The sequence below is a fragment of the Streptomyces sp. NPDC059224 genome, from assembly GCF_042754285.1.
Classification (GTDB): domain Bacteria; phylum Actinomycetota; class Actinomycetes; order Streptomycetales; family Streptomycetaceae; genus Streptomyces.
In genome coordinates, this window is record NZ_JBHZAN010000032.1 from 1 (window position 1) to 21325 (window position 21325).

General features: G+C 72.7%; 23 protein-coding genes, 1 pseudogene and 1 riboswitch. Of the genes and pseudogenes, 5 read left to right on the forward strand and 19 right to left on the reverse strand.

The genetic code is table 11. The features are described 5' to 3' along the window. Positions 1–211 precede the first annotated feature (211 nt). From ACFXI4_RS31900 to ACFXI4_RS31930, 7 genes are all read right to left on the reverse strand, one after another. A complete protein-coding gene (locus ACFXI4_RS31900; RefSeq protein WP_384997436.1) occupies positions 212–829 on the reverse strand; it encodes a helix-turn-helix domain-containing protein in 618 nt (205 codons plus the stop codon). A gap of 46 nt (positions 830–875) precedes the next feature. Continuing rightward, positions 876–1778: a LysR family transcriptional regulator gene (locus ACFXI4_RS31905; RefSeq protein WP_384997438.1), complete on the reverse strand. Its 903-nt coding sequence runs from the start codon at positions 1776–1778 to the stop codon at positions 876–878. Positions 1779–1809: 31 nt separating this feature from the next. Beyond that, positions 1810–3003 carry a glycine C-acetyltransferase gene (locus tag ACFXI4_RS31910; RefSeq protein WP_384997598.1) on the reverse strand — a complete coding sequence of 398 codons (1194 nt, stop codon included), beginning with the start codon at positions 3001–3003 and terminating at the stop codon, positions 1810–1812. Positions 3004–3022: 19 nt separating this feature from the next. Continuing rightward, positions 3023–4051, reverse strand: a complete 1029-nt coding sequence (gene tdh / locus ACFXI4_RS31915) for an L-threonine 3-dehydrogenase (protein ID WP_384997440.1) — start codon at positions 4049–4051, stop codon at positions 3023–3025. Positions 4052–4242: 191 nt separating this feature from the next. Further along, positions 4243–4614 (reverse strand): nuclear transport factor 2 family protein, encoded by a 372-nt coding sequence (locus ACFXI4_RS31920; RefSeq protein ID WP_362730177.1) that lies wholly within the window; start codon positions 4612–4614, stop codon positions 4243–4245. A 49-nt stretch (positions 4615–4663) separates the two neighbouring features. After that, positions 4664–5377 (reverse strand): SDR family NAD(P)-dependent oxidoreductase, encoded by a 714-nt coding sequence (locus ACFXI4_RS31925; RefSeq protein WP_384997442.1) that lies wholly within the window; start codon positions 5375–5377, stop codon positions 4664–4666. A gap of 128 nt (positions 5378–5505) precedes the next feature. Beyond that, positions 5506–6435: a LysR family transcriptional regulator gene (locus ACFXI4_RS31930; protein ID WP_384997444.1), complete on the reverse strand. Its 930-nt coding sequence runs from the start codon at positions 6433–6435 to the stop codon at positions 5506–5508. A 107-nt stretch (positions 6436–6542) separates the two neighbouring features. Here ACFXI4_RS31930 and ACFXI4_RS31935 point away from each other — a divergent pair, with 107 nt between their 5' ends. Both ACFXI4_RS31935 and ACFXI4_RS31940 read left to right on the forward strand, forming a co-directional pair. Then, positions 6543–6845, forward strand: a complete 303-nt coding sequence (locus tag ACFXI4_RS31935; RefSeq protein ID WP_384997446.1) for a muconolactone Delta-isomerase family protein — start codon at positions 6543–6545, stop codon at positions 6843–6845. Further along, a complete protein-coding gene (locus tag ACFXI4_RS31940) occupies positions 6842–8038 on the forward strand; it encodes a YbfB/YjiJ family MFS transporter (RefSeq protein WP_384997448.1) in 1197 nt (398 codons plus the stop codon). The genes ACFXI4_RS31935 and ACFXI4_RS31940 overlap by 4 nt, the downstream gene beginning before the upstream one ends. Before the next feature lie 50 nt (positions 8039–8088). Here ACFXI4_RS31940 and ACFXI4_RS31945 read toward each other — a convergent pair whose 3' ends face one another. From ACFXI4_RS31945 to ACFXI4_RS31985, 9 genes and pseudogenes are all read right to left on the reverse strand, one after another. Then, positions 8089–8703: a TetR/AcrR family transcriptional regulator gene (locus ACFXI4_RS31945; RefSeq protein ID WP_384997450.1), complete on the reverse strand. Its 615-nt coding sequence runs from the start codon at positions 8701–8703 to the stop codon at positions 8089–8091. 57 nt (positions 8704–8760) lie between these two features. Next, positions 8761–9342, reverse strand: coding sequence for a GAF domain-containing protein (locus tag ACFXI4_RS31950; RefSeq protein ID WP_384997452.1), 582 nt, complete (start codon positions 9340–9342; stop codon positions 8761–8763). Between the two features lie 60 nt (positions 9343–9402). After that, entirely contained in the window at positions 9403–10002 is a 600-nt protein-coding gene (locus ACFXI4_RS31955) for an ATP/GTP-binding protein (protein WP_384997454.1), read from the reverse strand. Then, positions 9980–10351, reverse strand: a complete 372-nt coding sequence (locus ACFXI4_RS31960) for a DUF742 domain-containing protein (protein WP_384997456.1) — start codon at positions 10349–10351, stop codon at positions 9980–9982. Before ACFXI4_RS31960 ends, ACFXI4_RS31955 begins: the two co-directional genes overlap by 23 nt. 2 nt (positions 10352–10353) lie before the next feature. Next, positions 10354–10788 (reverse strand): roadblock/LC7 domain-containing protein, encoded by a 435-nt coding sequence (locus tag ACFXI4_RS31965; RefSeq protein WP_361290652.1) that lies wholly within the window; start codon positions 10786–10788, stop codon positions 10354–10356. Positions 10789–10868: 80 nt separating this feature from the next. Continuing rightward, positions 10869–13142 (reverse strand): ATP-binding protein, encoded by a 2274-nt coding sequence (locus tag ACFXI4_RS31970; protein ID WP_384997458.1) that lies wholly within the window; start codon positions 13140–13142, stop codon positions 10869–10871. A gap of 418 nt (positions 13143–13560) precedes the next feature. Then, positions 13561–14154 carry a hypothetical protein gene (locus ACFXI4_RS31975; protein WP_384997610.1) on the reverse strand — a complete coding sequence of 198 codons (594 nt, stop codon included), beginning with the start codon at positions 14152–14154 and terminating at the stop codon, positions 13561–13563. An 11-nt stretch (positions 14155–14165) separates the two neighbouring features. Then, positions 14166–14333, reverse strand: a pseudogene (locus ACFXI4_RS31980) (DUF4037 domain-containing protein); the annotation flags it as partial. A 342-nt stretch (positions 14334–14675) separates the two neighbouring features. Then, positions 14676–15923, reverse strand: a complete 1248-nt coding sequence (locus ACFXI4_RS31985; protein WP_384997460.1) for an MBL fold metallo-hydrolase — start codon at positions 15921–15923, stop codon at positions 14676–14678. A gap of 106 nt (positions 15924–16029) precedes the next feature. Between ACFXI4_RS31985 and ACFXI4_RS31990 the strand changes: the two genes are divergently transcribed. Continuing rightward, positions 16030–17208: a Glu/Leu/Phe/Val dehydrogenase dimerization domain-containing protein gene (locus tag ACFXI4_RS31990; RefSeq protein ID WP_384997462.1), complete on the forward strand. Its 1179-nt coding sequence runs from the start codon at positions 16030–16032 to the stop codon at positions 17206–17208. 27 nt (positions 17209–17235) lie between these two features. Here ACFXI4_RS31990 and ACFXI4_RS31995 read toward each other — a convergent pair whose 3' ends face one another. Then, entirely contained in the window at positions 17236–17838 is a 603-nt protein-coding gene (locus tag ACFXI4_RS31995) for a helix-turn-helix domain-containing protein (protein ID WP_384997464.1), read from the reverse strand. Here ACFXI4_RS31995 and ACFXI4_RS32000 point away from each other — a divergent pair. Next, positions 17837–18388: a GNAT family N-acetyltransferase gene (locus tag ACFXI4_RS32000; protein WP_384997466.1), complete on the forward strand. Its 552-nt coding sequence runs from the start codon at positions 17837–17839 to the stop codon at positions 18386–18388. The two genes, ACFXI4_RS31995 and ACFXI4_RS32000, sit on opposite strands and share 2 nt — an antisense overlap. A 9-nt stretch (positions 18389–18397) precedes the next feature. Then, positions 18398–19000 (forward strand): TetR/AcrR family transcriptional regulator, encoded by a 603-nt coding sequence (locus tag ACFXI4_RS32005; protein WP_384997468.1) that lies wholly within the window; start codon positions 18398–18400, stop codon positions 18998–19000. A gap of 45 nt (positions 19001–19045) precedes the next feature. On the opposite strand, the gene ACFXI4_RS32010 is transcribed toward ACFXI4_RS32005, so the two are convergent. Together ACFXI4_RS32010 and ACFXI4_RS32015 are read right to left on the reverse strand one after the other, a co-directional pair. Then, positions 19046–19831: an SGNH/GDSL hydrolase family protein gene (locus ACFXI4_RS32010; protein WP_362718228.1), complete on the reverse strand. Its 786-nt coding sequence runs from the start codon at positions 19829–19831 to the stop codon at positions 19046–19048. Between the two features lie 239 nt (positions 19832–20070). Next, a complete protein-coding gene (locus ACFXI4_RS32015) occupies positions 20071–21096 on the reverse strand; it encodes a peptidoglycan DD-metalloendopeptidase family protein (RefSeq protein WP_384997470.1) in 1026 nt (341 codons plus the stop codon). 4 nt (positions 21097–21100) lie between these two features. Then, a riboswitch (cyclic di-AMP (ydaO/yuaA leader) is annotated at positions 21101–21261 on the reverse strand. Between the last annotated feature and the right edge of the window lie 64 nt (positions 21262–21325).

Sequence of the window (21325 nt, forward strand, 5' to 3'; positions counted from 1 at the left end):
AGCCCCGGCTCCGCGCTGTCTTGGGGGGCCCTCCCGGTTCGGGGCGGGGGGGCCGGGGCTTCGGCGGGCCCCGCCCCCCGGGGTGGGGGTCCTGCGCCCCCTTGGGGCGGGGGGTTGCCGACGGACGCCCCGCCGTTCACGGTGTCGGTCAGGAGCTCGGCCAACTCCCCCACCCGCCGGGTCAGTTGATCCGCCCCGAGGCGCACTGCCGTCACGGCCGCACCACCGCCAGGACGTACCGCGTCTCCACCGGCCCGACGCATCGGAACCGTGTCGACCCCCACACCCGCAAACGCAGGCAGCCGGTGTCCAGAACATGCTCGGCCTCCCGCACGGTCACCGCGAGGCTCCCGGCGAGCACCCAGAGGTGCTGCTCCAGGCCGGGTACCGGCGGGCGGTCGTAGGCGATGTCCGCGCCCGCCGCGAGCCGGCCCTCCACGAGTTCGCCGCGCAGACCCTCGTGCGGCGGTGACACCGACCGGCGTACGAAACCGGCGGCGCGGTCCTCCCGGACCGCCTGTTCGGCGGCGCGCAGCACCGGCACGGGTGCCTCCTCGACCTCGCTGAGCAGCTGGGACATGGTCCGCCCGTAGACGTTGCAGACCCGGTTGAGGAGGGCCGTCGTGGGGCTGGTCTCGGCCCGTTCGGCCCGGGACAGGGTGGACTTGCTCACCCCGCTGCGTTCCGCCAACTCACCGAGGGACCAGCCGTGCTCGGCCCGCAGTCCGGCGAGGCGGACGTCGACGGGGTCGGGAGCGGGATGCGACGGCTGACGTCGGCCAGAGGCCGCCGCCTCGACGCGGCTCGTCCGCGGTTCGGCGCGTTTCATGCGCGGGACGGTATCCCCGATATGAAACGCCGCCGTAAAGGAAGGCTCACGGCCGGGCCGCCTCGCCCAGCGCGTCCAGCACCGGGCGGATCAGCGGATGGTCCTCCGCTCCGCGCCGTACGGCGGCGAAGACGCGCCGGGTCGGGGCGACGCCGTCGACCGGGCGTACGACGACGCCGGCCAGGTCCATGCCGCGCAGGGCCGAGCGGGGGACGAGGGCCACGCCCGCGTCGGCCGAGGCCAGGGCCACCACGGCCCGGAAGTCATCGGAAGAGTGTTCGAGGCGGGGCTGGAAACCGGCGCTCTCGCAGGCCAGGACGACCACGTCGTGGCACGGGTTGCCGGGATACGGGCCGATCCAGGGGTCCTTGGCCAGTTCGGCCAGGGGGACCTCGGCGGCTCCGGCCAGGCGGTGGTGGAGCGGGACGACCGCGTCGAAGGGTTCGGCGTACAGGGAGACGTGCGTGAGCCGGGGGTCGTCCGCGGACGGGGCTCCCCGGTACTCGACGGCGACCGCGACCTCGACCTGCCGGTCCAGGACCATCGGCAGGCTGGCGTCGCCCTCGGCGTCCTGGACACGGATGCGTATGCCGGGGGTGGTGCGGGCGAGGTGCGCCACGGCCGGGGCGACCACCTGGGCGATGCCGGTGGCGAAGGCGGCGACGGTGACCGTGCCGGCCTCGCCGGAGCCGTACGCGGCCAGTTCGGCCTCGGCCCGCTCCAGCTGGGCGAGGACCGCGTTGGTGTGGCCGAGCAGGATCTCGCCGGCCGGGGTGAGCCGTACGCCCTTGGCGCTGCGCTCGACCAGGCGGTGGCCGGTCTCCTGCTCCAGGGCCGCCAGCTGTTGCGAGACGGCCGACGGGGTCAGGTAGAGCGCGGCGGCAGCCGCCGTCACGGTGCGGTGGTCGGCCACCGCACGGAGGATGTGGAGCCGCCGCGCCTCGATCATGGGGTTGATTATTGCAATATGTCCCGCAGGCTCAGTCGGCGAGCTCCGCGCGCGCCGCGACGAACGCGTCCACCGCGCGGTTCACGTCCTGCGTCGAGTGGGCCGCGGACAGCTGTACCCGGATCCGGGCCTGGCCCTGCGGGACCACCGGATACGAGAAGCCGATCACGTACACGCCTCGCTCCAGCAGCAGCTCGGCCATCCGGCCGGCCACGGCCGCGTCGCCGATCATCACCGGGGCGATGGCATGGTCGCCCGGAAGGACGTCGAAGCCCTCCTCGGTCATCCGGCGGCGGAAGAGCGCGGTGTTCTCGGCGAGCCGGACCCGCAGGTCGTCGGCGGACTCCAGCAGGTCGAGGACCTTCAGCGAGGCCGCCGCGATCACCGGGGCGAGGGTGTTGGAGAACAGGTAGGGGCGGGAGCGCTGGCGGAGCAGGGCGACGATCTCGGCGCGGGCCGCGACGTAGCCTCCGGAGGCCCCGCCGAGGGCCTTGCCGAGGGTGCCGGTGATGATGTCGACGCGGTCCCTCACGTCGTGCAGCTCGGGGGTGCCGCGGCCGGACGGGCCGACGAAGCCGACGGCGTGCGAGTCGTCGACCATGACCATCGCGTCGTAGCGGTCGGCGAGGTCGCAGATCTCGCGCAGCGGCGCCACGTAGCCGTCCATGGAGAAGACGCCGTCGGTGACGACCAGCCGGCGCCGGGCGCCCTGTGCCTCCTTCAGCTGGCGTTCCAGGTCGGCCAGGTCACGGTTGGCGTAGCGGAAGCGGCGGGCCTTGGACAGCCGGATGCCGTCGATGATCGAGGCATGGTTGAGGGCGTCGGAGATCACGGCGTCCTCCTCGCCGAGGAGGGTCTCGAAGACCCCGCCGTTGGCGTCGAAGCAGGAGGAGTAGAGGATCGTGTCCTCCTGGCCGAGGAACGCGGCGAGGCGCGCCTCCAGCTCCTTGTGGACCTCCTGGGTGCCGCAGATGAAGCGGACGGAGGCCATGCCGTAGCCCCACCGGTCCAGGGCCTCGTGGGCGGCGGCGATCACCTCGGGGTGGTCGGCGAGGCCCAGGTAGTTGTTGGCGCAGAAGTTGAGGACCTCGCCGGGGCGGCCGCCCGCGGTCACGTTGACGGTCGCGGACTGCGGGCTGCCGATGACCCGCTCGGGCTTGTGCAGGCCGGCGGCGCGGATCTCGTCGAGGGTGGCGCGCAGGTCGTCGCGCACGGAGTCGAACATCATCAGTCCTTGGTTGTCGTCAGAGGGTCCAGTCGAGGATGACCTTGCCGCCCCGCCCGCTGGCGGCGTCGGCGAAGGCGGCCTCGAAATCGCGGTACCCGTAGCGGCCGGTGATCACGGGGGCAAGGTCGAGTCCGCCCTCCAGGAGGACCGACATCGCGTACCAGGTCTCGAACATCTCACGGCCGTAGATGCCCTTGATGGTGATCATCGAGGTGACGAGCCGGGCCCAGTCGACGGGGAAGTCCTGGGCGGGCAGGCCGAGCATGGCGATACGGCCGCCGTGCGTCATGTTGGCGATCATGTCCTGCAGCGCCTCGGCGCGGCCGGACATCTCCAGACCGATGTCGAAGCCCTCGCGCAGCCCCAGCTCCCGCTGTCCGTCGGCGATCCGGCCCTGCGACACGTTCAGGGCGAGGCTCACCCCGATCTTGCGGGCGAGGTCGAGGCGCTCCTCGCTGACGTCGGTGATCACCACGTGGCGGGCGCCCGCGTGCCGGGCGACGGCGGCGGCCATGAGACCGATCGGCCCGGCGCCGGTGATCAGGACGTCCTCGCCGACGAGCGGGAAGGAGAGCGCGGTGTGCACGGCGTTGCCGAACGGGTCGAAGATCGCGGCCACGTCGAGGTCGACGGGGACGCGGTGGACCCAGACGTTGGTGGCGGGCAGCGCGACGTACTCGGCGAACGCGCCGTCGCGGCCGACGCCGAGACCGACCGTGGCCCGGCACAGGTGGCGCCGCCCGGCAAGGCAGTTGCGGCACTTGCCGCAGACGAGATGACCCTCGCCGCTGACCCGGTCACCGGCCTTGATGTCCACGACGTCGCGGCCGGTTCCGACGACCTCGCCGACGAACTCGTGCCCGAGCACCAAGGGGGTGGTGATCGCCTGCTGGGCCCAGCCGTCCCAGGCCCGGATGTGCAGGTCGGTTCCGCAGATGCCGGTCCGCAGCACCTTGATCAGTACGTCACCCGGGCCGACCGTGGGTTCCGGCACGTCCGCGAGCCACAGTCCGGGCTCCGCCTTCTGCTTGACCAGCGCCTTCAACGCTACGGCTCCTGTGCGTGAGGTCCCGGCCGCGGGTACGCCGAAGCGTCCCGCGGCCGGGGAGGGGGGTGGAATCGCACAGCAATCTGCCGTACCCGGGCGGTCCGGGTCCATCGAGGATTTCTTAACCGCCGCCACAGCTCCACTTCACGCCCCGGCGCCGGCCCGCCGCGACGCTCGCGGCGAGGCGCTCAGCCGAGGCGGGAGACCTGGTAGTGGCTGATGTACCAGTCGTCCCCCGCTCGGGTCACGAGGACCGAGAGCTTCACGTCCAGCGGAGGCCGGTCGGTGAAGGAGAACTCGACGGCCAGGTAGCCGAGGACGACGCCGTCCGCGGGCCGCCGGGTCTCCAGGACGCGGTATTCGGCCTTCATACCGAGGGGCTGGGAGTCGTAGTACTCGGCGACGCCCTGCCGTCCGACGCTGTAGGGATGCAGTCCCTGGAAGACGGCGTCCTCGGTGAACTGGGCGGCCACGCGCTCGGGTTGGTGTGCGTCGACGGCCGCCTTCCATCGGTCGAGCACTCCGCTCACAATCGCCGTGTCGCCCGTCGTGGTGGTCATGTCCGCTCCTGATGACGTGAGGTGACCTGCTGTCAGTTCCTGAATACGGTCAGTGGCCGGCACTCATGCCGCCGTCGACATGCAGGATCTCTCCGGTGACGAACGGCGCGGTCTCCAGGAAGAGCACCGCGTCGACGATGTCGCTCACTTCACCCATCCGGCCCACCGGGTGCAGGGCGGCGAGGAACTCGTGGGTCTCCGGCTGGTGCATGGGGGTCTTGATGGTGCCGGGCGACACCGCGTTGACCCGGACGCCACGGGTGGCGTACTCGATCGCCAGGGACTTGGTCGCGGACTGCAGACCGCCCTTGGTCAGCGAGGCCAGGGCGGAGGGGACCCGGGCGTCCGCGCTGTCCACCAGGCTGGTGGTGACGCTGACGACGTGTCCACCGCCCTGGGCGAGCAGCTGCGGCAGGGCCTTCTGGGTGAGGTGGAAGAAGCCGTCCATGTTGATGCCCCGCACGGCGGCGTAGTCGGCGGCCGTGTAGTCGGTGAAGGGCTTCGCGACGAAGATGCCCGCGTTGTTGACCACGGTGTCGATCCGGCCGAACCGCTCGACGGCCGCGGCGACGACCCGCTCCGCGGTCGCCGGGTCGGCGATGTCGCCCTGCACGGTCAGCACCTCCGGGTCGTCGACGGGGGCGATGGTGCGCGAGGTGGCTACGACGGCGTATCCGAGCTTGCGGTAGCCCTCGACGAGACCGGCTCCGATGCCCTGCGAGGCACCGGTGACGATGGCGACCTTCTGGTTCTGCGTGCTCATGGTGACCTTCTCCGTAGTGGCTGACCGGTACTAGCCGACCGGTCGACTATTTGGAAGGTAGCCCGGGCGGGTCCGGGGTGCCAGGACTCTTTTCCTCACGTCTGGGAGGCGTTGCCTCCCAGCACAGCTCAGCCGGGGAGTGCGTACGGGTCGCCGGCGGGCAGCCAGGCGTCCGCGGCGCGGATGCCGAGGTCACCGACCCCCTCGCACAGGGCGTCCATGACGGCCAGGACTCCTGCGCGGTCCTCGTTCTCCCGGCGGACCAGGGACCATGTCCAGTACACCTTCGGCGCGACGATCTCCCGGCGGACCAGGTCGGACGGGAGCGGGACCGTCTGGCCCTTGGGCGAGTTGATGACCGGGCGGGTGCAGCGGCGGACGTGCTCGAAGAAGGCGGGACCGGTGACGGCTCCGTCGGAGATGCGTACGGCACGGGCGCCGACGGCGCGCGTCAGTTCCTCCGCGTACCCGTTCCAGGAGGCCCAGGAGGTCATGTCGTCGTCGATGAGGACGTCGGCGTCCCGGGCCGGCAGATCGCCCGTGTCGGTGCCCTTGGCCACCGCGTACAGCCGGTCGGCGCCGAGCAGCCGGGCCCGCAGCCCGAGCCGTTCGAGGTCCTCGGTACGCACCCAGCAGACGGCCAGGTCCAGACTGCCGTCGGCGACCCGGGCCGCCTGGGTGTGGGAGGGCGCGACCCAGGCGTCCACGTGCACCCGGGCCACCGGCGCCGTCCGCGACATCAGGTCCGGGGGAAGCCAGTTGACGTAACCGAGCCGTACGGACTGCGAACCCGAGAGCTGACCCGCCCGGTGCCTGAGGTCGTCGGCCCGCTCCAGCAGGGCACGGGTGTGCGGCAGCAGGGCCGCGCCTGCCGGGGTGAGCGACACCGAGCGCCGGTCCCGGTCGAACAGCCGGACGCCCAGGTCGCGTTCGAGCGCCTTGATCTGCTGAGAGAGCGAGGGGCCCGCGATGAGCAGCCGCTCGGCGGCCCGGCCGAAGTTCAGTTCCTCGGCGACCGCAACGAAGTACCTCAGCTGGCGCAGTTCCACGCGCGCCATGCTACGCGCGGTGCTAGGTCGCGCCTCTCAACAGCGAGGCAACCTGTCGTGGCATCGGCGCCGCCACGGGAGCACGATGAACGTACCGAGAGCGAAGGGAGCGCACCGTGCGCGAGTTCCTGGTCGAGATCACCACCACCGTCCCCGCGGGCACGGGCCAGGAGGAGGTCGACCGGCGTCGGGCCGCGGAAGCCGTCCGTGCGGGGGAACTGGCCGCGACCGGCCATCTGTCCCGGCTGTGGCGCCCCGTGGGCGAGTTGCGCAGCATCGGTGTCTGGTGCGCCACCGACGAGGCGGAACTCCACGAGAAGGTGCTCGGCACCCTGCCGCTGCGCCCGTGGATGACGCTGACCGTCACCCCGCTGCAGTCCCACCCCAACGACCCGGGCCGGAGCGACGGCACCCGATGACCAAAGTATCCGCCTGGACCCATGCCGCCAGGGCCGGGGCCGCGCTCGCCGCGGGCATGGGCGTCGGCCGCTTCGTCTACACCCCGATCCTGCCCCTGATGCACACCCAGGCGGGCCTGTCCGCGGCCGCCGGCGCGAACCTGGCGACCGCCAACTACGCCGGCTATCTCGTCGGCGCGCTGGCCGGCACCCTGGCTCCCGCGCTGGTCCGGTCGAGCGCCGTACTGCGCGGCTGCCTGCTCCTGCTGACCGCCACGCTCGCCGCGATGCCGCTCACCCACAGCACCGCGCTGTGGGGCGTGCTGCGACTGCTGGCAGGAGCCGCGAGCGCCCTGGTGTTCGTCGTCGCCGCTGCCTCCCTGCTGCACCATCTGCGGAACCATCCGGCGCATCTGCCCGGCTGGGCCTTCGGCGGTGTGGGCGCCGGTATCGCGCTGTCCGGTCTGCTGGTGCTGGCCCTGCGGCCGGTCGCGGACTGGCGGGCCGCCTGGTGGGCCGCCGCCGCACTCGCCCTGGTGCTGACCGCGGCCTCGTGGAATCTGCGGCCCGAGGACCCACCGGCCGCGCCGGTGCCCGGAAGCCCGGCGACGGCCCGGACCCACCGCTGGTTCGGCGCCCTGTTCGTCAGTTACTTCCTGGAGGGCGTCGGCTACATCGTCGCCGGCACCTTCCTGGTCGCGGCCATCGGCCAGGGCTCCCCCGGCTGGCTCGGCAGCGGCGCCTGGGTGCTGGTGGGGCTGGCCGCCGTACCGTCCGCGGCGCTGTGGGCCCGGCTGGGGCGCCGGTGGTCCCGGCCCGGCCTGCTGCTCACCGCGCTCACGGTCCAGGCCGTCGGCATCGCCCTGCCCGCGGTGACCGGGAGCACGGCCGCCGCCCTCGGCTCGGCGGTGCTGTTCGGCGCCACGTTCCTGGGCGTCAGCACCCTGTCCCTGGCCACCGGGGCGCACCTGCGCTTTCCACGCTCCGTCGCGCTGCTGACCGCCGGGTACTCCGTGGGCCAGATCATGGGCCCTCTGGTCGTCGCCCCGCTGCTGCGCCACGGCTACCACCAGGCCCTGCTCCTGGCCGCCCTGGTGGTCCTCGCCGCGGCCGCGGCCGCCGCCGTGCTGCGGATCGGCTTCCCGCACCACATGGGCGCGGAGCACACAGCACCGGTACGGCGCCTGCGGCCCGCGGAGGCCGCACGCCCCTAGACCGGGGTATGTCACGGCCCAGGGTCCTTCCATGTCACGGCCCTGGGCCGCTAGCTTGCACCGCCCTGGGCCGCGGTCGCGCCGAGCAGGGCCCGGCAGTTCTGCCACAGGGGGCTCAGTCGCCCGGTGTTGTTGTACAGCTTGGCGAACATCACCTGGCCCTCCAGCTGGGCCACCACCGCACGAGCCGCCTCCCGGGTGTCGGTGACACCGACCTCGCCGCGCTCGCGGGCCTCGACGATGACGGACTCGACCATGCCGACCTGCGCCTCGAAGATCTCCTGGAGGCGCCCACGGACCACCTCGGTCCGGTTGCTCAGCTCAAGGGTGAGGTTCCCGAACAGGCAGCCCGCCACCGTGCCACAGCCCTCCTGGACGGCGCGCTGACCGGCCTCCGTCTCCTCGAACAGCCGCCGCAACCGCTGGAGCGGTTCCTCCTCGCCGGTGAGGGCCTGCGTCCACTCGCGCCTCTGGGCCGCCCAGTGCTCGTCGACGACCGCGAGCGCGAGGGCCTCCTTGGACTCGAAGAAGTAGTAGAAACTGCCCTTCGGCACCCCGGCCGCCTGGCAGATCTCGGCCACCCCGAGCGCCGAGTACCCGCGCCCCTCGATCAGCGAGCAGGCGGCGTCGAGGATCTTGCGCTTGGCGTCACTGGTGCGTCCCATGTCACCAGAGTACGGACGTAATAGACCGGTCGGCTAGTGACGGAACCGTTCCCGTCGTCACAGCAGCGGCAGTCCGTCCGCCTCGCGTCGCTCGATGCGGGCCACCAGCTCCGCCGCCGACGACTTGATGGCCTCCAGGCCGGGCCGGCCCCAGGGCCGCGGCGCCACGTCGACCACGCACACCGTGCCGAGCGCCGTCCCCGTGCTGTCGATGAGCGGGGCGCCCAGATAGGAACGGACGCCGAACTCGTCGACGACCGCGTTGCCCGCGAACCGCGGGTAGTCGCAGACGTCCTCCAGGACCAGCGCCTTGCGCCGGACCACCACATGGGGGCAGAACCCATGGTCGCGGGCGAGTGCACGGCCCAGCACCGGCGTGGTGCCGTCGGGCTTCACCACCGGCGGCGGCACGGCCGGCAGGTGCAGTCCGGCGAAGAACTGCCGGTGCTCGCCGACGAAGTTGACCATGGCGTACGGCGTCCCGGTGACCTCCGCGAGCCGGTTGGCATAGGCGTCCAGCTCCGGGTCGGGATGTTCACCGAGACCCAGCTGGCCGAGGCGCCGGATGCGCACGGGCGCCTCCTTGTCCTCCGGTGTGAGCAGCAGCCGGCCGGACGGGCGCGACGGGTCGTACCTCATGGGCGGGCTCCGCCGCTGTGGACGTGGGACATACAGGGGCTCCGTGAGGGTGTGTGGGGTTCACATGTGGGCGCCGTGGCTCGGCGCGGAGACCGGCGCGTGGGCGATGAGATGGCGGACGAGCGCGAGCAGGGTCTGGACGCCGGAACTGGAGATACGGGCATCACAGCGGACGACGGGGACCTCCGGGTCGAGGTCGATGGCGGCGCGCACCTCCTCGGGGTCGTACCGGTAGGAGCCGTCGAACTCGTTGACCGCGACGATGAAGCCGAGACCGCGCTCCTCGAAGAAGTCGACGGCCGCGAAGCAGTCCTCCAGACGGCGGGTGTCGGCGAGGATGACCGCGCCGAGCGCGCCCTCGGACAGCTCGTCCCACATGAACCAGAACCGCTCCTGTCCCGGCGTGCCGAACAGGTAGAGCACATGTTCGGAGTCCAGGGTGATACGGCCGAAGTCCATGGCCACGGTCGTCTCGACCTTGTTCTCGATGCCGTCGAGACTGTCGGTCGCGGCGCTCACCGTGGTGAGGAGCTCCTCCGTGGACAGCGGCGCGATCTCACTGACCGCACCCACGAAGGTGGTCTTGCCGGCCCCGAACCCACCGGCCACCAGGATCTTCAGCGCGGTGGGGAAGGGGTCACAGCTGTCGTCGTAGTCCATCGAGCACTGCCTCCAGAAGAGACCGGTCAGTGGGGTTGTGGTGGAACACGGGGGGCTTGGCGGTCAGCGCCCCGCAGTCGACCAGGTCGGAGAGCAGCACCTTGGTGACCACGGCCGGCAGCTTGAGGTGCGCGGCGATCTCGGCGACCGAGACCGGTGCACGGCACAGGTCGAGGGCCTGCGCGTGCTCGGGGCCGAGGTAGCCGAGGGGGGTGGCGCCGGTGGCCATCACCTGCGACATCAGGTCGAAGGAGATGCTGGGCTCGGTGCGGCCGTTGCTGACCGTGAACGGGCGCACCAGGCGTCCGGCCGCATCGTCCAGCCATGGCCCGTCGCCGGCTGCCGCCACCCTCAAGGCCTCATCGCCGTGGAGTCGACGGCATGCTGCCGGGGCGCGGTGACGAGGTAGGGGCGGACGCTCTTGACCAGCATCGCCATCTCGTAGCCGAGGACGGCGGCGTCGGCCTCGCGGCCGGCCAGCACGGCGAGGCAGGTGCCGGAGCCGGCGGTGGTGACGAACAGCAGCGTCGAGTCGAGTTCGACGACGACCTGACGGACGTCCCCGCCGTCGCCGAAGCGGACGCCCGCGCTGCGGCCGAGCGAGTAGAGGCCGGAGGCGAGCGCGGCCATGTGGTCGGCGCTGTCGGGGTCGAGACCGTGGACGGACTTCACCAGCCCGTCGCAGGACAGAAGCACCGCGCTGGTGGTGTGGGGTACGCGCTGGACGAGGCCGCTCATCAGCCAGTCGAGGTCGGATACCTGGGCGGTCGGCGCATCGCTCGCCATGGTGGATCGACTCCTTGAGGTACGAAGGTCTTCGGGAGCGGTGGGGAACGGGGTGGGGGTGGGGGTGGAGACGGTGCTGGTCATCCGGCCGGTGCGCTCCCGTCCGGCCGGGCGTTGAATTCCGAGGTGTGCACCGGGCGCAGGACCGGGGAGTGCGACTGGGCTCGGGACACGGACGGGGGGTCGGCCGGCTCCCCATACGCCCGAACCATGTGGACCGGGGCCGTGTGGGCCGAGCCCGGGTGGTCCGGGCGCAGGTGGTCGGAGACCGGGTGGTCAGAGCCGATGGGGTCCGTGACCGTGTAGTCCGCGGCCGTGTGTCCGGTCTCCCGGTGTGCCGGCTCACCGTGCGCCGCCTCACCGTGGGCGGCATCCAGAGGCGTGGCACCCGTGCGCGGGACATCCGTGTGCGGGAGATCCATGTGCATGCCGTCCGCGTGTGTGGCGTGGGACGCGCTGCCGGCCCCGTCCCCGGTGCTCTGCCCGGACGTCGTCCCGCCGGATCCGTTGCCGCCGTCCATGCCGTTCGGGCTCATGGCGGTGGCGCCCATACCGTTCAGCATCGGGTAGGGGGGGTCGGCGGCGGCCGACGGCTCCGTCCGGGTGCCCTCCAGATGCTGCTGAGCCTCCGCGAGGCCGATGCCGCGCTGGAAGGCGGCCATCAGACCGGGATCGTGCCCGGCCGGCGCCTCGTTGTCCTGGCGAGGTGCCGGTCCACCGCGCAGTTGGGGGACGATGTGCTCCTGCGCGCGGCGGCGCGGCAGCTGGGGTTTGCCCATGGTGCCGCGTACGGCCCCGACGCGCGGGACGGGCGGGGCCCCGGCGTGCTCGGCGACCGCGGGCCGGTCCTCGGGCCGGATGCCCGGCAGCGCCTCGGCGGGGTTGGGCCGGGTCTCCTGGCTGCCGCGCACCGGCAACGGCGCGGGTGTGCCCTCGGCCTGCGCGTGCCGTCGCCGCCCGCCGCCGACGGCGGGCGCGGCCGGTCCCGGCCGCGACACTGGACGTCGGTCCGCAGGCGCGGGGCCGGGGGCGCCATGGACGCCTTCCGGTGTCCCCATGACGACGGACGGCCGTACGGTCCCGGAGGCCGGCGTCCCGCCCCCGGCCTCCGCGTCGCGTGGCTGCGGTACCGCCCCGGTGCTGCCCGGTGCCGTGCCCAGCACGCCCTGCGGGACGACGAGGACGGCCTGGACACCGCCGTAGATGTTGGACTGCAGGCGGACGTGGATGCCGTGGCGGCGGGCGAGCTGGGAGACCACGAAGAGGCCGATGCGGCCGTCGGCCAGCAGGCTGGCGACGTTGACCTGGTCGGGGTCGGCGAGCAGGGCGTTCATCTTGGACTGTTCGCCGACCGGCATGCCGAGTCCGCGGTCCTCGACCTCGACCGCGAGGCCGGAGGTGACGAGGTTGGCACGGAGCAGCACCTGGGTGTGCGGGGCGGAGAACACCGTGGCGTTCTCGACGAGTTCGGCGAGGAGGTGGATGACGTCGGCGACGGCGTGCCCGCGCAGTTCGCCGTCGATCGGCGGGACGAGCTTGACCCGGGAGTACTGCTCGACCTCGGCGATGGCGGAACGCAGCACCTCGGTCATGGAGACGGGGTTGCTCCACTGCCGTCGGGACACCGCACCGCCGAGCACCGCGAGGTTCTCGGCGTGCCGCCGGATGCGGGTGGCCAGATGGTCGACGTGGAAGAGACCCTTGAGGAGGTCGGGGTCCTCGATCTCGTTCTCCAGTTCGTCGAGGATCGAGATCTCCCGGTGCACGAGGGACTGAAGCCGCCGCGCCAGGTTGACGAAGACCTCCAGCTTCTGTTCGCTGCCGGCCTGGCTGGAGAGCTGGGCCGCCTGTACGACGGCGGTGACGGCGCCGTCGTGCGCGCGGGACAGGTCGGCGGCGAGCAGTTCGAAGTCGTCGGCGTCCGCGGGCGGTCCGCCGCGCGACTTGCGCGGGGCGGGGGTCTCACCGCGGCGCAGCGCGTCGACGAGGGCCAGCAGGTCGGCCTCGCCGCGGGCGGCGTTGCGCCGCAGCATGCCGACGCGGTCGCTGACCGAGCGGGCGGCGCGGCCCGCGGCCACGGCGGCGATCACGATGCCCGCGGCCGTCACCGAGACCGCCCCGGTCAGCACGGCCAGCAGGGTCAGGCTGGGCCGGGCCCCGGTGGAGCGCACGGTGAACAGGACGGCCGCGCAGCCGCTGAGCGCCACCGCGACCGGCGGCAGCACGGCGAGGCGCATCAGCTGAGGCCGTATGTGGGTCTCGGGCAGCGCGGGAACGGGTCGGGCGACCGGCCGTCCGTGCCGGCCGCCCTCCGGGGGCTCGGCACGGGCGGCCGGTGCACGGAGGTGAGACATCTGCGTCCTCGTACTGGTCCGTCGGGCCTGAACTGCTCGCGCGGGCCGCGCGAGTTGGGCATGCGCCATCGCGTTGCCGGCCGAGGGGACCGCGCAAGAATTCGGCCCCGTGTCGCCCGGCGGACACTCACAGTAGTCGGCAACGCATCATGTGCGGCGGGCAGTTGACAAAGTCCCCCGGAGAGGGTCCCGCTCTGGTATGAGCCGTCGCACGGAAGACCGATAGTCCCCGTCGACACTCCGCCCCGGATCGGCCAATGGCCGATCCGACCTGCTCAAAAACGGTCAGGCACCGAAGGCGTGAAGCGGTACGACCGACGCGCCACAGCCCTCGCCGACCGTCGCTCCACACCCCTTCGGCGGGCCCGGCCGAGCGGCCGGGAAGCGTGCTCCACCCCCGCCATCACCCCCCAGAACATCACTCACGGTGACCTCTTCGCCTTCTGCCGCCGCGTCCCGTCTCCACCGTCGGGCCGTCGTGCCGGTCCAAGTCCGTCACCGCCTGGACGACGGCCCGCGTCCGGTCCGGGCGGCCCAGAACCTCCGCGACGTCGACGAACTGGTCCTCCGCGCCGACGACGGGCAGGCCCCGTATGCCGGGGGCCTTGATGGCGGTGACCAGGGCCCGTGGGAAGCGGTCGGCGCGCAGTACCCGGAAGGGCCGGGGGTTGGTACGGCGGGCCCGGTCGGTGAGCTCCAGTTCGTTGTGCAGACGGGGGACGATCTCGTAGGCGTGCGCCGGCTGCCGCTCGCGGGCGTGCCAGTCGGGCAGGCCGGCCTGCGTGGCGGCGAGGGCGGCGTTCACAGCACGGGGGTGGGCCGGGGCCGCCGCGGGCATCCGGTCGAAGGCGCCGCCGAGCCACCTGCCGTACGGCGGACAGCGCCGGCCCATCGGAAGGCAGAGCCACACGGGGTCGCGGACCAGGCGGGCGGCCGCGGCGGCGGAACCGAGTTCGTCGCCGGCCTCGCGCAACGGCCGAACGAGCGCCTCCCCCTGGGCGATGCGCGCCACTGGCAGGCGAGGACACGGAGCCAGAGGTCATGCGGGTGCCAGCCGGGAGCGGCCCGTGCCGGGGAGAGCGTGGGGAGGCCGTGGTGGAACACGGCGCCCGCGGTGGCCTCCGCGAGGAGCTGGGCGGGGGTGGCGAGCCAGTCGGCCGGGGTGGCACCGGAGGCGGGGCCGAGGGACACCGGTCACTTCGACCCGGTGGCGCACCGGGCCGTCGGTGACGCGCACGACCCGGACGTCCGGGTCCCCCGTGGCGGCGAAGTGGGTGCGCCGGCCGTGAAAGGTCTTGGGAAGGTGCTCGGCGGGCATGGGTCTGATCCGCCACCCGGGCCGCCGAGTGCGGAACCCCGGGTGCGGACTCCTCCGGCAGCGAGCGCGCGGCCTCGGTGCAGAACCGCCGGGACAGCTCAACTCCCGGTAAAGAAGCGGGGGTTGGCACATGCGGATGACGCACGCCGATGTCCCCGCCCCGGCCGTGCACGGGCAGGCACGCCGCTCACGTCACCGCCGCACCGGCGCCGCGCTCACTTCACGAGGTCGTCCGCGTCCGGCGTCGCCGTGTCGCCGGCCAGGCCGAGATCCTGACCGGCCTCGCTCCGCGGGGGGACCGCGGTACGCCACGGCCGGGCGACCGGCGCCGACACCTCGCGCCACCACCGGTCCGCGGGCAGCTTCCCGGACGGCTCGAAGGGCTCACCGGGGCGCGGCAGCGCCACCGCCTGGCCCGCCCCGTCGCCGGTGTCCTTCGTCCACTCCCCCGGCTCGGCCCAGGCGTGCGGGGCCAGGTTGAAGGTGCCCCAGTGGATCGGCAGCAGCACTCCGTGCGGGCCCCCGCCCTGGAGGTCGAGGTGGGCGCGCACGCCCTCCTCGGGCGTCATGTGTATGTCGGGCCAGAACTCGCTGTACGCGCCGATCTGGATCATCGTCAGGTCGAAGGGCCCGTGGTCGGCGCCGATGTCCTTGAAGCCCTCGAAATAGCCGGTGTCACCACTGTGGTAGATCCGGTGCCGCTCGCCCGCGACGACCCAGGACGCCCACAGGGTGTGCTGGGTGTTGCGCAGTCCGCGGCCGCAGAAGTGACGGGCCGGGGCAGCCGTCAGGGTCAGGCCGCCGACCTTGGTCTCCTCGTGCCAGTCCAGCTCGCGCAGCCGGTCGGCGGCGACGCCCCAGTGCTCGAGGTGGGCCCCCACCCCGAGCGGCACCGCGAAGAGGGTGTCCGTGCCGGCCAGCGCCTTGATGGTGGGCAGGTCGAGGTGGTCGTAGTGGTCGTGCGAGATGACCACCACGTCGACCGGGCCGAGCGCGGCCAGCGGCAGCGGTGCCGGGTGCAGCCGCTTGGGCCCGGCGAACGGGAACGGGGAGCAGCGCTCGCCCCAGACGGGATCGAACAGGACCCGGTGTCCGTCGATCTCCACGAGCACGCTGGAGTGTCCCAACCAGGTCACCCGCAGCCCGCTCGCGGCGGGCCGGGCGAGGTCGGCGACGGTGGTGGCGTGCACCGGGACGGTGCCCCGGGGGGCGCGGCGGACGCGCTGCTCCTTCTCGAAGTAGATCTTCGCGAAGTCGAGCATCGAGCCCGAGGGGCGGGTACGGGCGGTACCGCCGGGGTTCTGGAAGACACCGTCCTTGAAGTGCGGTGAGGCCTGGATGCGAGCCATCCGCTCACCGCTGGGGTCCACGCCGAAGGCAGCGGGCCGCAGCACGCGGAGCCCGGAGCTCAGGGAACGCAAACGGGTCACGGTACCTCCAGTGGTGTCGCCGAGGTCCTCCATTATGGTCGGCCCCTCGGGCGGTCGGCGTTGACACCCTGCCGTCCACCTCCTGATACTGAATTACCATTCAGTAGTAACCTCCTTCACGAACCTCTCGGGAGCCACCATGGCCGCTCCACTGATGTCTCTCGTCTGGACCGACCACATCACCGGACGTCAAGGGTTCCTGGTGGTCGACCGGCTGGTGCGGGGGGTGGCCAGCGGCGGTCTGCGGATGCGGCCGGGCTGCACCCTGGAGGAGGTCACCGGGCTGGCGCGGGGCATGACGATGAAGGAGGCCCTGCACTACAACCCCGCGGGCCGCTACATCCCCCTGGGCGGCGCCAAGGGGGGCATCGACTGCGATCCGCAGGACCCGGGGTCCTACGCCCTGCTGGTCCGCTATCTGCGCGCCGTGCGGCCGTACGTCGAGAGCTTCTGGACCACCGGCGAGGACCTCGGGCTCACCCAGGACCTGGTGGACCGGGCGGCCGTCGAGGCCGGGCTGGTCTCTTCGATCCAGGCCGTGTATCCGTTGCTGGACGACGAGGCTGCGGCCCGGCGGCGGCTGGCGGACGCCTTCGCCATCGAGGTCGACGGCATCGGCCTCGACGAGCTGGTCGGCGGCTGCGGGGTGGCCGAGTCGGCGCTGACGGCCCTGGACCGGGCCGGGGTGCCGTACCCGGGGACGCGGGTCGCGGTGCAGGGGCTGGGCACGATGGGCGGGGCGACGGCGCGTTTCCTCGCCCGCGCGGGGCTCACCGTGGTGGCCGTCGCCGACGTCAAGGGCACGATCGCCAACCCGGCGGGCCTGGACGTCGAGACGCTGCTGCGGGCGCGGGACACGTACGGCACCGTCGACCGCGCGGTGCTGCGCCCGGGCGATCTCGAACTGCCGGGCGACGCGTGGCTGTGCGCCGACGCGGAGGTGCTGGTGCCGGCCGCGGTGTCGTACACCGTCGACGCGTCCAACGAGCACCTGGTGACGGCCCGCTGGATCGTGGAGGCGGCCAACATGCCGGTGCTGCCCGAGGCGGAGGAGCGGCTCACGGCGCGCGGGGTGACCGTGCTGCCGGACGTGGCGGTCAACTCGGGCACCAACGCCTGGTGGTGGTGGACCCTGTTCGGCGACATCGGCCCGGACGCCGACGAGGCGTTCGCCCACACCCGCCGCTCGATGCGGGCCCTGGTGGAGCTGATGCTGGACCGCGCGGAGTCCGACGGCACGACCCCGCGCGCCGCGGCCCACGCCCTGGTGAGCGACCGGCTGCCGGTGATCGCGGAGCGGTTCGGCTGGTACCGGTGAGGGACCGGCCGCCCGGCGGCACCGCGCCTAGGGCCGCGCGTCCCGGGTGAGGACGACGGCGTAGCGGCACTCCGCGTCGGTGGTGTTGGCGAAGACCCGCTCGGCGGGCGGCCCGAGTTCGACGGTGTCGCCGGCACCGAGTTCATGGACCGTGTCGCCGTCGTGGAAGGACAGGCGGCCGTCGAGGACCCAGACGAGCTGCCGTACGAAGGCGAAGGCGGCCGCCGGGTAGGGCACCCGGGCGCCGGCGGGCAGGCGGATCTCGGCGATCTCCGCCGGGAACCGCGGTCCGGTGATCTGGCGGCGGCGGTAACCGGTGCCGGGGTCGCACCACTCGGCCGCGTCGGCGTCACGCCGCACTCCCGCGGTGTCGGCCGCGGTGTCCCGCGCGCCCTCGGCGAGGGCCAGCAGGGAGGCGACGCTCAGCTGGAAGGCGGCGGACAGCTTGCCGAGGACCACGGCGGTGGGGCTGCTCTCGCCGCGTTCGATCCGGCTGATCATCGCCGGGGAGACACCGGAGGCGTCCGCGAGCTGCGCCAGCGTCCAGCGGCGGCGCTCCCGCTCGGTGCGGACCCGGGCCGCGATCCGTGCCGCCAGGGAGTCCGTCGACGGATCTACTATGTTGGACATGAATCCACTATACGAGAGAAGCCGGACGGTGACGGTCCGCCCGGCGCACCCCGGTGACGCGGAGGCTGTTCGCGCGATCCGCAACGAGGCGATCGAGCATTCGACCGCACTGTGGACCTCGGCCCCCCAGTCCTCCGCCGAGGGAGCGGCCTGGCTCGCCGCCCATCTGGCGCGCGGCTCGGCGTTCGTGGCCGAAGTGGCGGGCGAGGTGGCCGGGTTCGCGGTGTACGGCCCGTGGCGAGAGCTGGACGGCTACCGGCACACGGTGGAGGACTCCGTCTACGTCCGCGAGGGACGCCACGGGCTCGGCATCGGTTCCGCGCTGCTGGGCGCCCTCGTCACCGCGGCGCGCGAGGCCGGCCACCACGTCATGATCGCCGGCATCGAGGCGGAGAACACCGCGTCCGTCCGGCTGCACCAGCGGTTCGGCTTCGAGCACGCGGGCACCGTCCGGGAGGTGGGCGTCAAGTTCGGCCGCCGGCTGGACCTCACGCTCATGCGGCTGCCGCTGGACCGGGACGGCAACGCGCGCGGGGGGAGGACCGATTAGGGTGACCGCGTGGCGAGAGTGCGGTTGAGCGTGGCCGAGCGGCGTGAGGAACTGCTGCGGGCGGCCATCGAGCAGATCGAGGCGCGGGGCGTGGCGGCGGTACGGATCGCCGATGTCGCCTCGGCCCTCGGCGTGAGCAACGCACTGGTGCTGTACCACTTCTCGACGAAGGAGAAGCTGGTCGCCGCCGCCTTCGCCTACGCCGCCGAGGGCGACCTGGCGCATCTGCGCAAGCTGCTGGGGCGCCGTACGTCGGCGTCACGGCGGCTGCGGTCGGCGGTGCGCTGGTACGCGCCGACCGGACAGGCCAAGGGCTGGCGGCTGTGGATCGAGGGCTGGGCGGTGGCACTGCGCGAACCCGCCCTGCGCGACGTCGCCAAGGAGCTGGACCAGCAGTGGAAGGCGGCGATCGCCGAGGTCATCACCGAGGGGGTGGCCGCCGGTGAGTTCCGCTGCCCCGACCCCGCGGCCGCGGCGCTGCGGCTGACCGCACTGCTCGACGGGCTCGCCGTCCAGCTGACCTCCTACCCGGGCGCCCTGTCACGCTCCCGGGCGCAGGAGTGGGTCGACGAGGCGCTGGCGCGCGAACTGGGGCTGTCCGAGGAATGGTGAGGGGGCGGCTCGCCAGGATGCCGCCCCCTCACCGCCGCCACAGCCTCAAGCCACGGAAGCGATCCGCATCTTGATGTCGTCCGGGGAGAGCGCCCCCTTGGCCGTCACGTGGTCGCCCGACGACTCGCCGCGCAGCCGTCGCCCTATCCACGGCACCAGGTACTCACGGGCCCAGTGCACGTCGTCGCGGCGGACCTCCAGGGTGCCGCGCGGCGGCAGCGGCGGCCACGGCTGGTCCGGGTCGGCCGGCACGTCGACGCCGAGCACCTGCCCGGCCCGCAGCGCCACCCGCGTGTGTCCCTCGGGCGACAGGTGCAGCCGGTCGCCGTCCCAGGCCCGCCGGTCCTGCACGGTCTTCAGGGACCACAGGTCGAGGACCGGACAGCCGTACCGGTCGGCGACGGCGCGGACATGGCCGTTGTAGGTGGCGATCTTGCCGCGCAGATGCTTGAGGACGGGCACCCCCCGGGTGTCGAACCCGGTGGTCACCAGAACCGTGCCGACGGCCTCGGTCAGTTGGGCCACCGCCCGCTCGAACCGCTCGGCCACCTCGTCGGGGTCGGTGCCGGGGCGGATGATGTCGTTGCCGCCGGCGCAGAAGGAGATCAGGTCGGGGGCGAGCGCCAGGGCCTGCGGCACCTGGTCCGCCACGATCTGGTCGAGCAGTTTCCCGCGCACCGCGAGGTTGGTGTACTCGAAGTCGCCCTCGGGCCGCCGGTCCGACAGCAGGACCGCGAACCGGTCCGCCCAGCCGACGAACGCCCCGTCGGGGCCGGGGTCGCCGACGCCCTCGGTGAAGCTGTCCCCCACCGCCACGTACGACCCGATCACTGATGCATTGTCACTCTTCGAATCGTCTGCCACGTCGGACCATGATTCACCTTGGCCTGTGACCTACGCGACCGTAATAAAGGGTTGACGAGCGGTGAGATAAGACACTTGTAAATACTCGGCCAAGCCCGGAATAAGCCTCTGAGCAGGGGCGTTGAAGCGTCGATCGACCGAAGGCCGGACCCGGGGATCGAGGGTCCGGCCTTCGGAGTGCGTGTCGGATCGGCGGGGTCGACGGGTCAGCCGACGACCACGCCCTTCAGGCGGAGGAAGCCGACCGGGTCGATGTCGGAGCCGTAGTAGGGGCTGGTCCGGATCTCGAAGTGCAGGTGCGGACCCGTGACGTTGCCGGTGGCGCCGGAGAGGCCGATCTGCTGGCCCGCGGTCACGGTCTGGCCGACCGAGACGGAGAGCGCGGAGAGGTGGCCGTACTGCGCGTAGTAGCCGTCGGCGAGCCTGATGACGACCTGGTTGCCGTAGGCACCGCCCCAGCCCGCCGTGACGACCGTGCCCTCGCCGACCGCCTTGACCGGGGTGCCGGTCGGGACCACGAAGTCGACGCCGGTGTGGTAGCCGCTGGACCACATGCTGCCGGCCACGTGGTAACCGGTGCCGATGGTGCCGCCGCTCACCGGGAGGGTGAAACCGGAGACGGCCGTCGTGGAGGTGTCCGAGGACTCCGAGGAGGACGCCGCGTCCGAGGAGGGGGTGGAGGACCGTGGGGCGGAGGCGGAGGACCGCGAAGGAGACCGCGTCTCGGACCGGGAGTCCGGGCCGGAGGTGTCCGGGGCGGTGTGCCGGCCGCCGAGCGTGAGCTTGAGACCGGGGTGGATCAGCGAGGGGTTGTCGCCGACCGCCTGCCGGTTGTCGGCGTAGAGCCGGGGCCAGCCGCCGTCGACGTTGTGCTCGCGGGCGATCTTCGAGAGGTAGTCGCCGGACACCACCGTGTAGACGCGGTGCGCGGAATTCCCGGTGCCGGATTCCCGGACGGCGGATTCCCGGACGGCGGATTCCCGGACGGCGGACTTCCGGACGGCGGACTTCCGTACGGCCGTCTTCTCGACGGCCGTCTTCTCGACGGCCGTCTTCTCGACGGCCGGAAGCGACTGCGTGGCCTTTCCCGAAACGGAGTGCACGGTGGCCGCGTGGGCGCCGGTGGCTCCCATGAGCGGCAGGGCCAGCGCGGCGCCACCGGTTCCGGCCACGGCCATCGAGCGGGTGAGACGCTGGGACTTGGGGCGGCGGTGCTTACCCTTCGCGGGCATGACGCATTCCTCTCCGGCGCCTGCGAGGTGAGCTGTCGGGTTCGGGCTGGAGCTGCCCGGCCACGCGGGAAGACGTGGCTACACCCCTAGCCGTCCCGGGAACCGGAACAGGCGGTCATACCTGGTGGGTCCCCCGCTCCTGCCGGGCACGGGTGAGTGTGTGTGGGGAACTCCGGGCGGCGGCAGGATTCGGCGTTCCGTCCGGTTGCGTGGAACGTAAGCGAGTAGG

Coding starts and splice junctions, on each gene's coding strand:
- ACFXI4_RS31900 (WP_384997436.1), bottom strand. CDS start 829: ATGAAACGCGCCGAACCGCGGACGAGCCGCGTCGAGGCGGCGGCCTCT.
- ACFXI4_RS31905 (WP_384997438.1), bottom strand. CDS start 1,778: ATGATCGAGGCGCGGCGGCTCCACATCCTCCGTGCGGTGGCCGACCAC.
- ACFXI4_RS31910 (WP_384997598.1), bottom strand. CDS start 3,003: ATGTTCGACTCCGTGCGCGACGACCTGCGCGCCACCCTCGACGAGATC.
- ACFXI4_RS31920 (WP_362730177.1), bottom strand. CDS start 4,614: ATGACCACCACGACGGGCGACACGGCGATTGTGAGCGGAGTGCTCGAC.
- ACFXI4_RS31925 (WP_384997442.1), bottom strand. CDS start 5,377: ATGAGCACGCAGAACCAGAAGGTCGCCATCGTCACCGGTGCCTCGCAG.
- ACFXI4_RS31930 (WP_384997444.1), bottom strand. CDS start 6,435: ATGGCGCGCGTGGAACTGCGCCAGCTGAGGTACTTCGTTGCGGTCGCC.
- ACFXI4_RS31940 (WP_384997448.1), top strand. CDS start 6,842: ATGACCAAAGTATCCGCCTGGACCCATGCCGCCAGGGCCGGGGCCGCG.
- ACFXI4_RS31945 (WP_384997450.1), bottom strand. CDS start 8,703: ATGGGACGCACCAGTGACGCCAAGCGCAAGATCCTCGACGCCGCCTGC.
- ACFXI4_RS31950 (WP_384997452.1), bottom strand. CDS start 9,342: ATGAGGTACGACCCGTCGCGCCCGTCCGGCCGGCTGCTGCTCACACCG.
- ACFXI4_RS31955 (WP_384997454.1), bottom strand. CDS start 10,002: ATGGACTACGACGACAGCTGTGACCCCTTCCCCACCGCGCTGAAGATC.
- ACFXI4_RS31965 (WP_361290652.1), bottom strand. CDS start 10,788: ATGGCGAGCGATGCGCCGACCGCCCAGGTATCCGACCTCGACTGGCTG.
- ACFXI4_RS31970 (WP_384997458.1), bottom strand. CDS start 13,142: ATGTCTCACCTCCGTGCACCGGCCGCCCGTGCCGAGCCCCCGGAGGGC.
- ACFXI4_RS31985 (WP_384997460.1), bottom strand. CDS start 15,923: ATGGAGGACCTCGGCGACACCACTGGAGGTACCGTGACCCGTTTGCGT.
- ACFXI4_RS31990 (WP_384997462.1), top strand. CDS start 16,030: ATGGCCGCTCCACTGATGTCTCTCGTCTGGACCGACCACATCACCGGA.
- ACFXI4_RS32000 (WP_384997466.1), top strand. CDS start 17,837: ATGAATCCACTATACGAGAGAAGCCGGACGGTGACGGTCCGCCCGGCG.
- ACFXI4_RS31995 (WP_384997464.1), bottom strand. CDS start 17,838: ATGTCCAACATAGTAGATCCGTCGACGGACTCCCTGGCGGCACGGATC.
- ACFXI4_RS32015 (WP_384997470.1), bottom strand. CDS start 21,096: ATGCCCGCGAAGGGTAAGCACCGCCGCCCCAAGTCCCAGCGTCTCACC.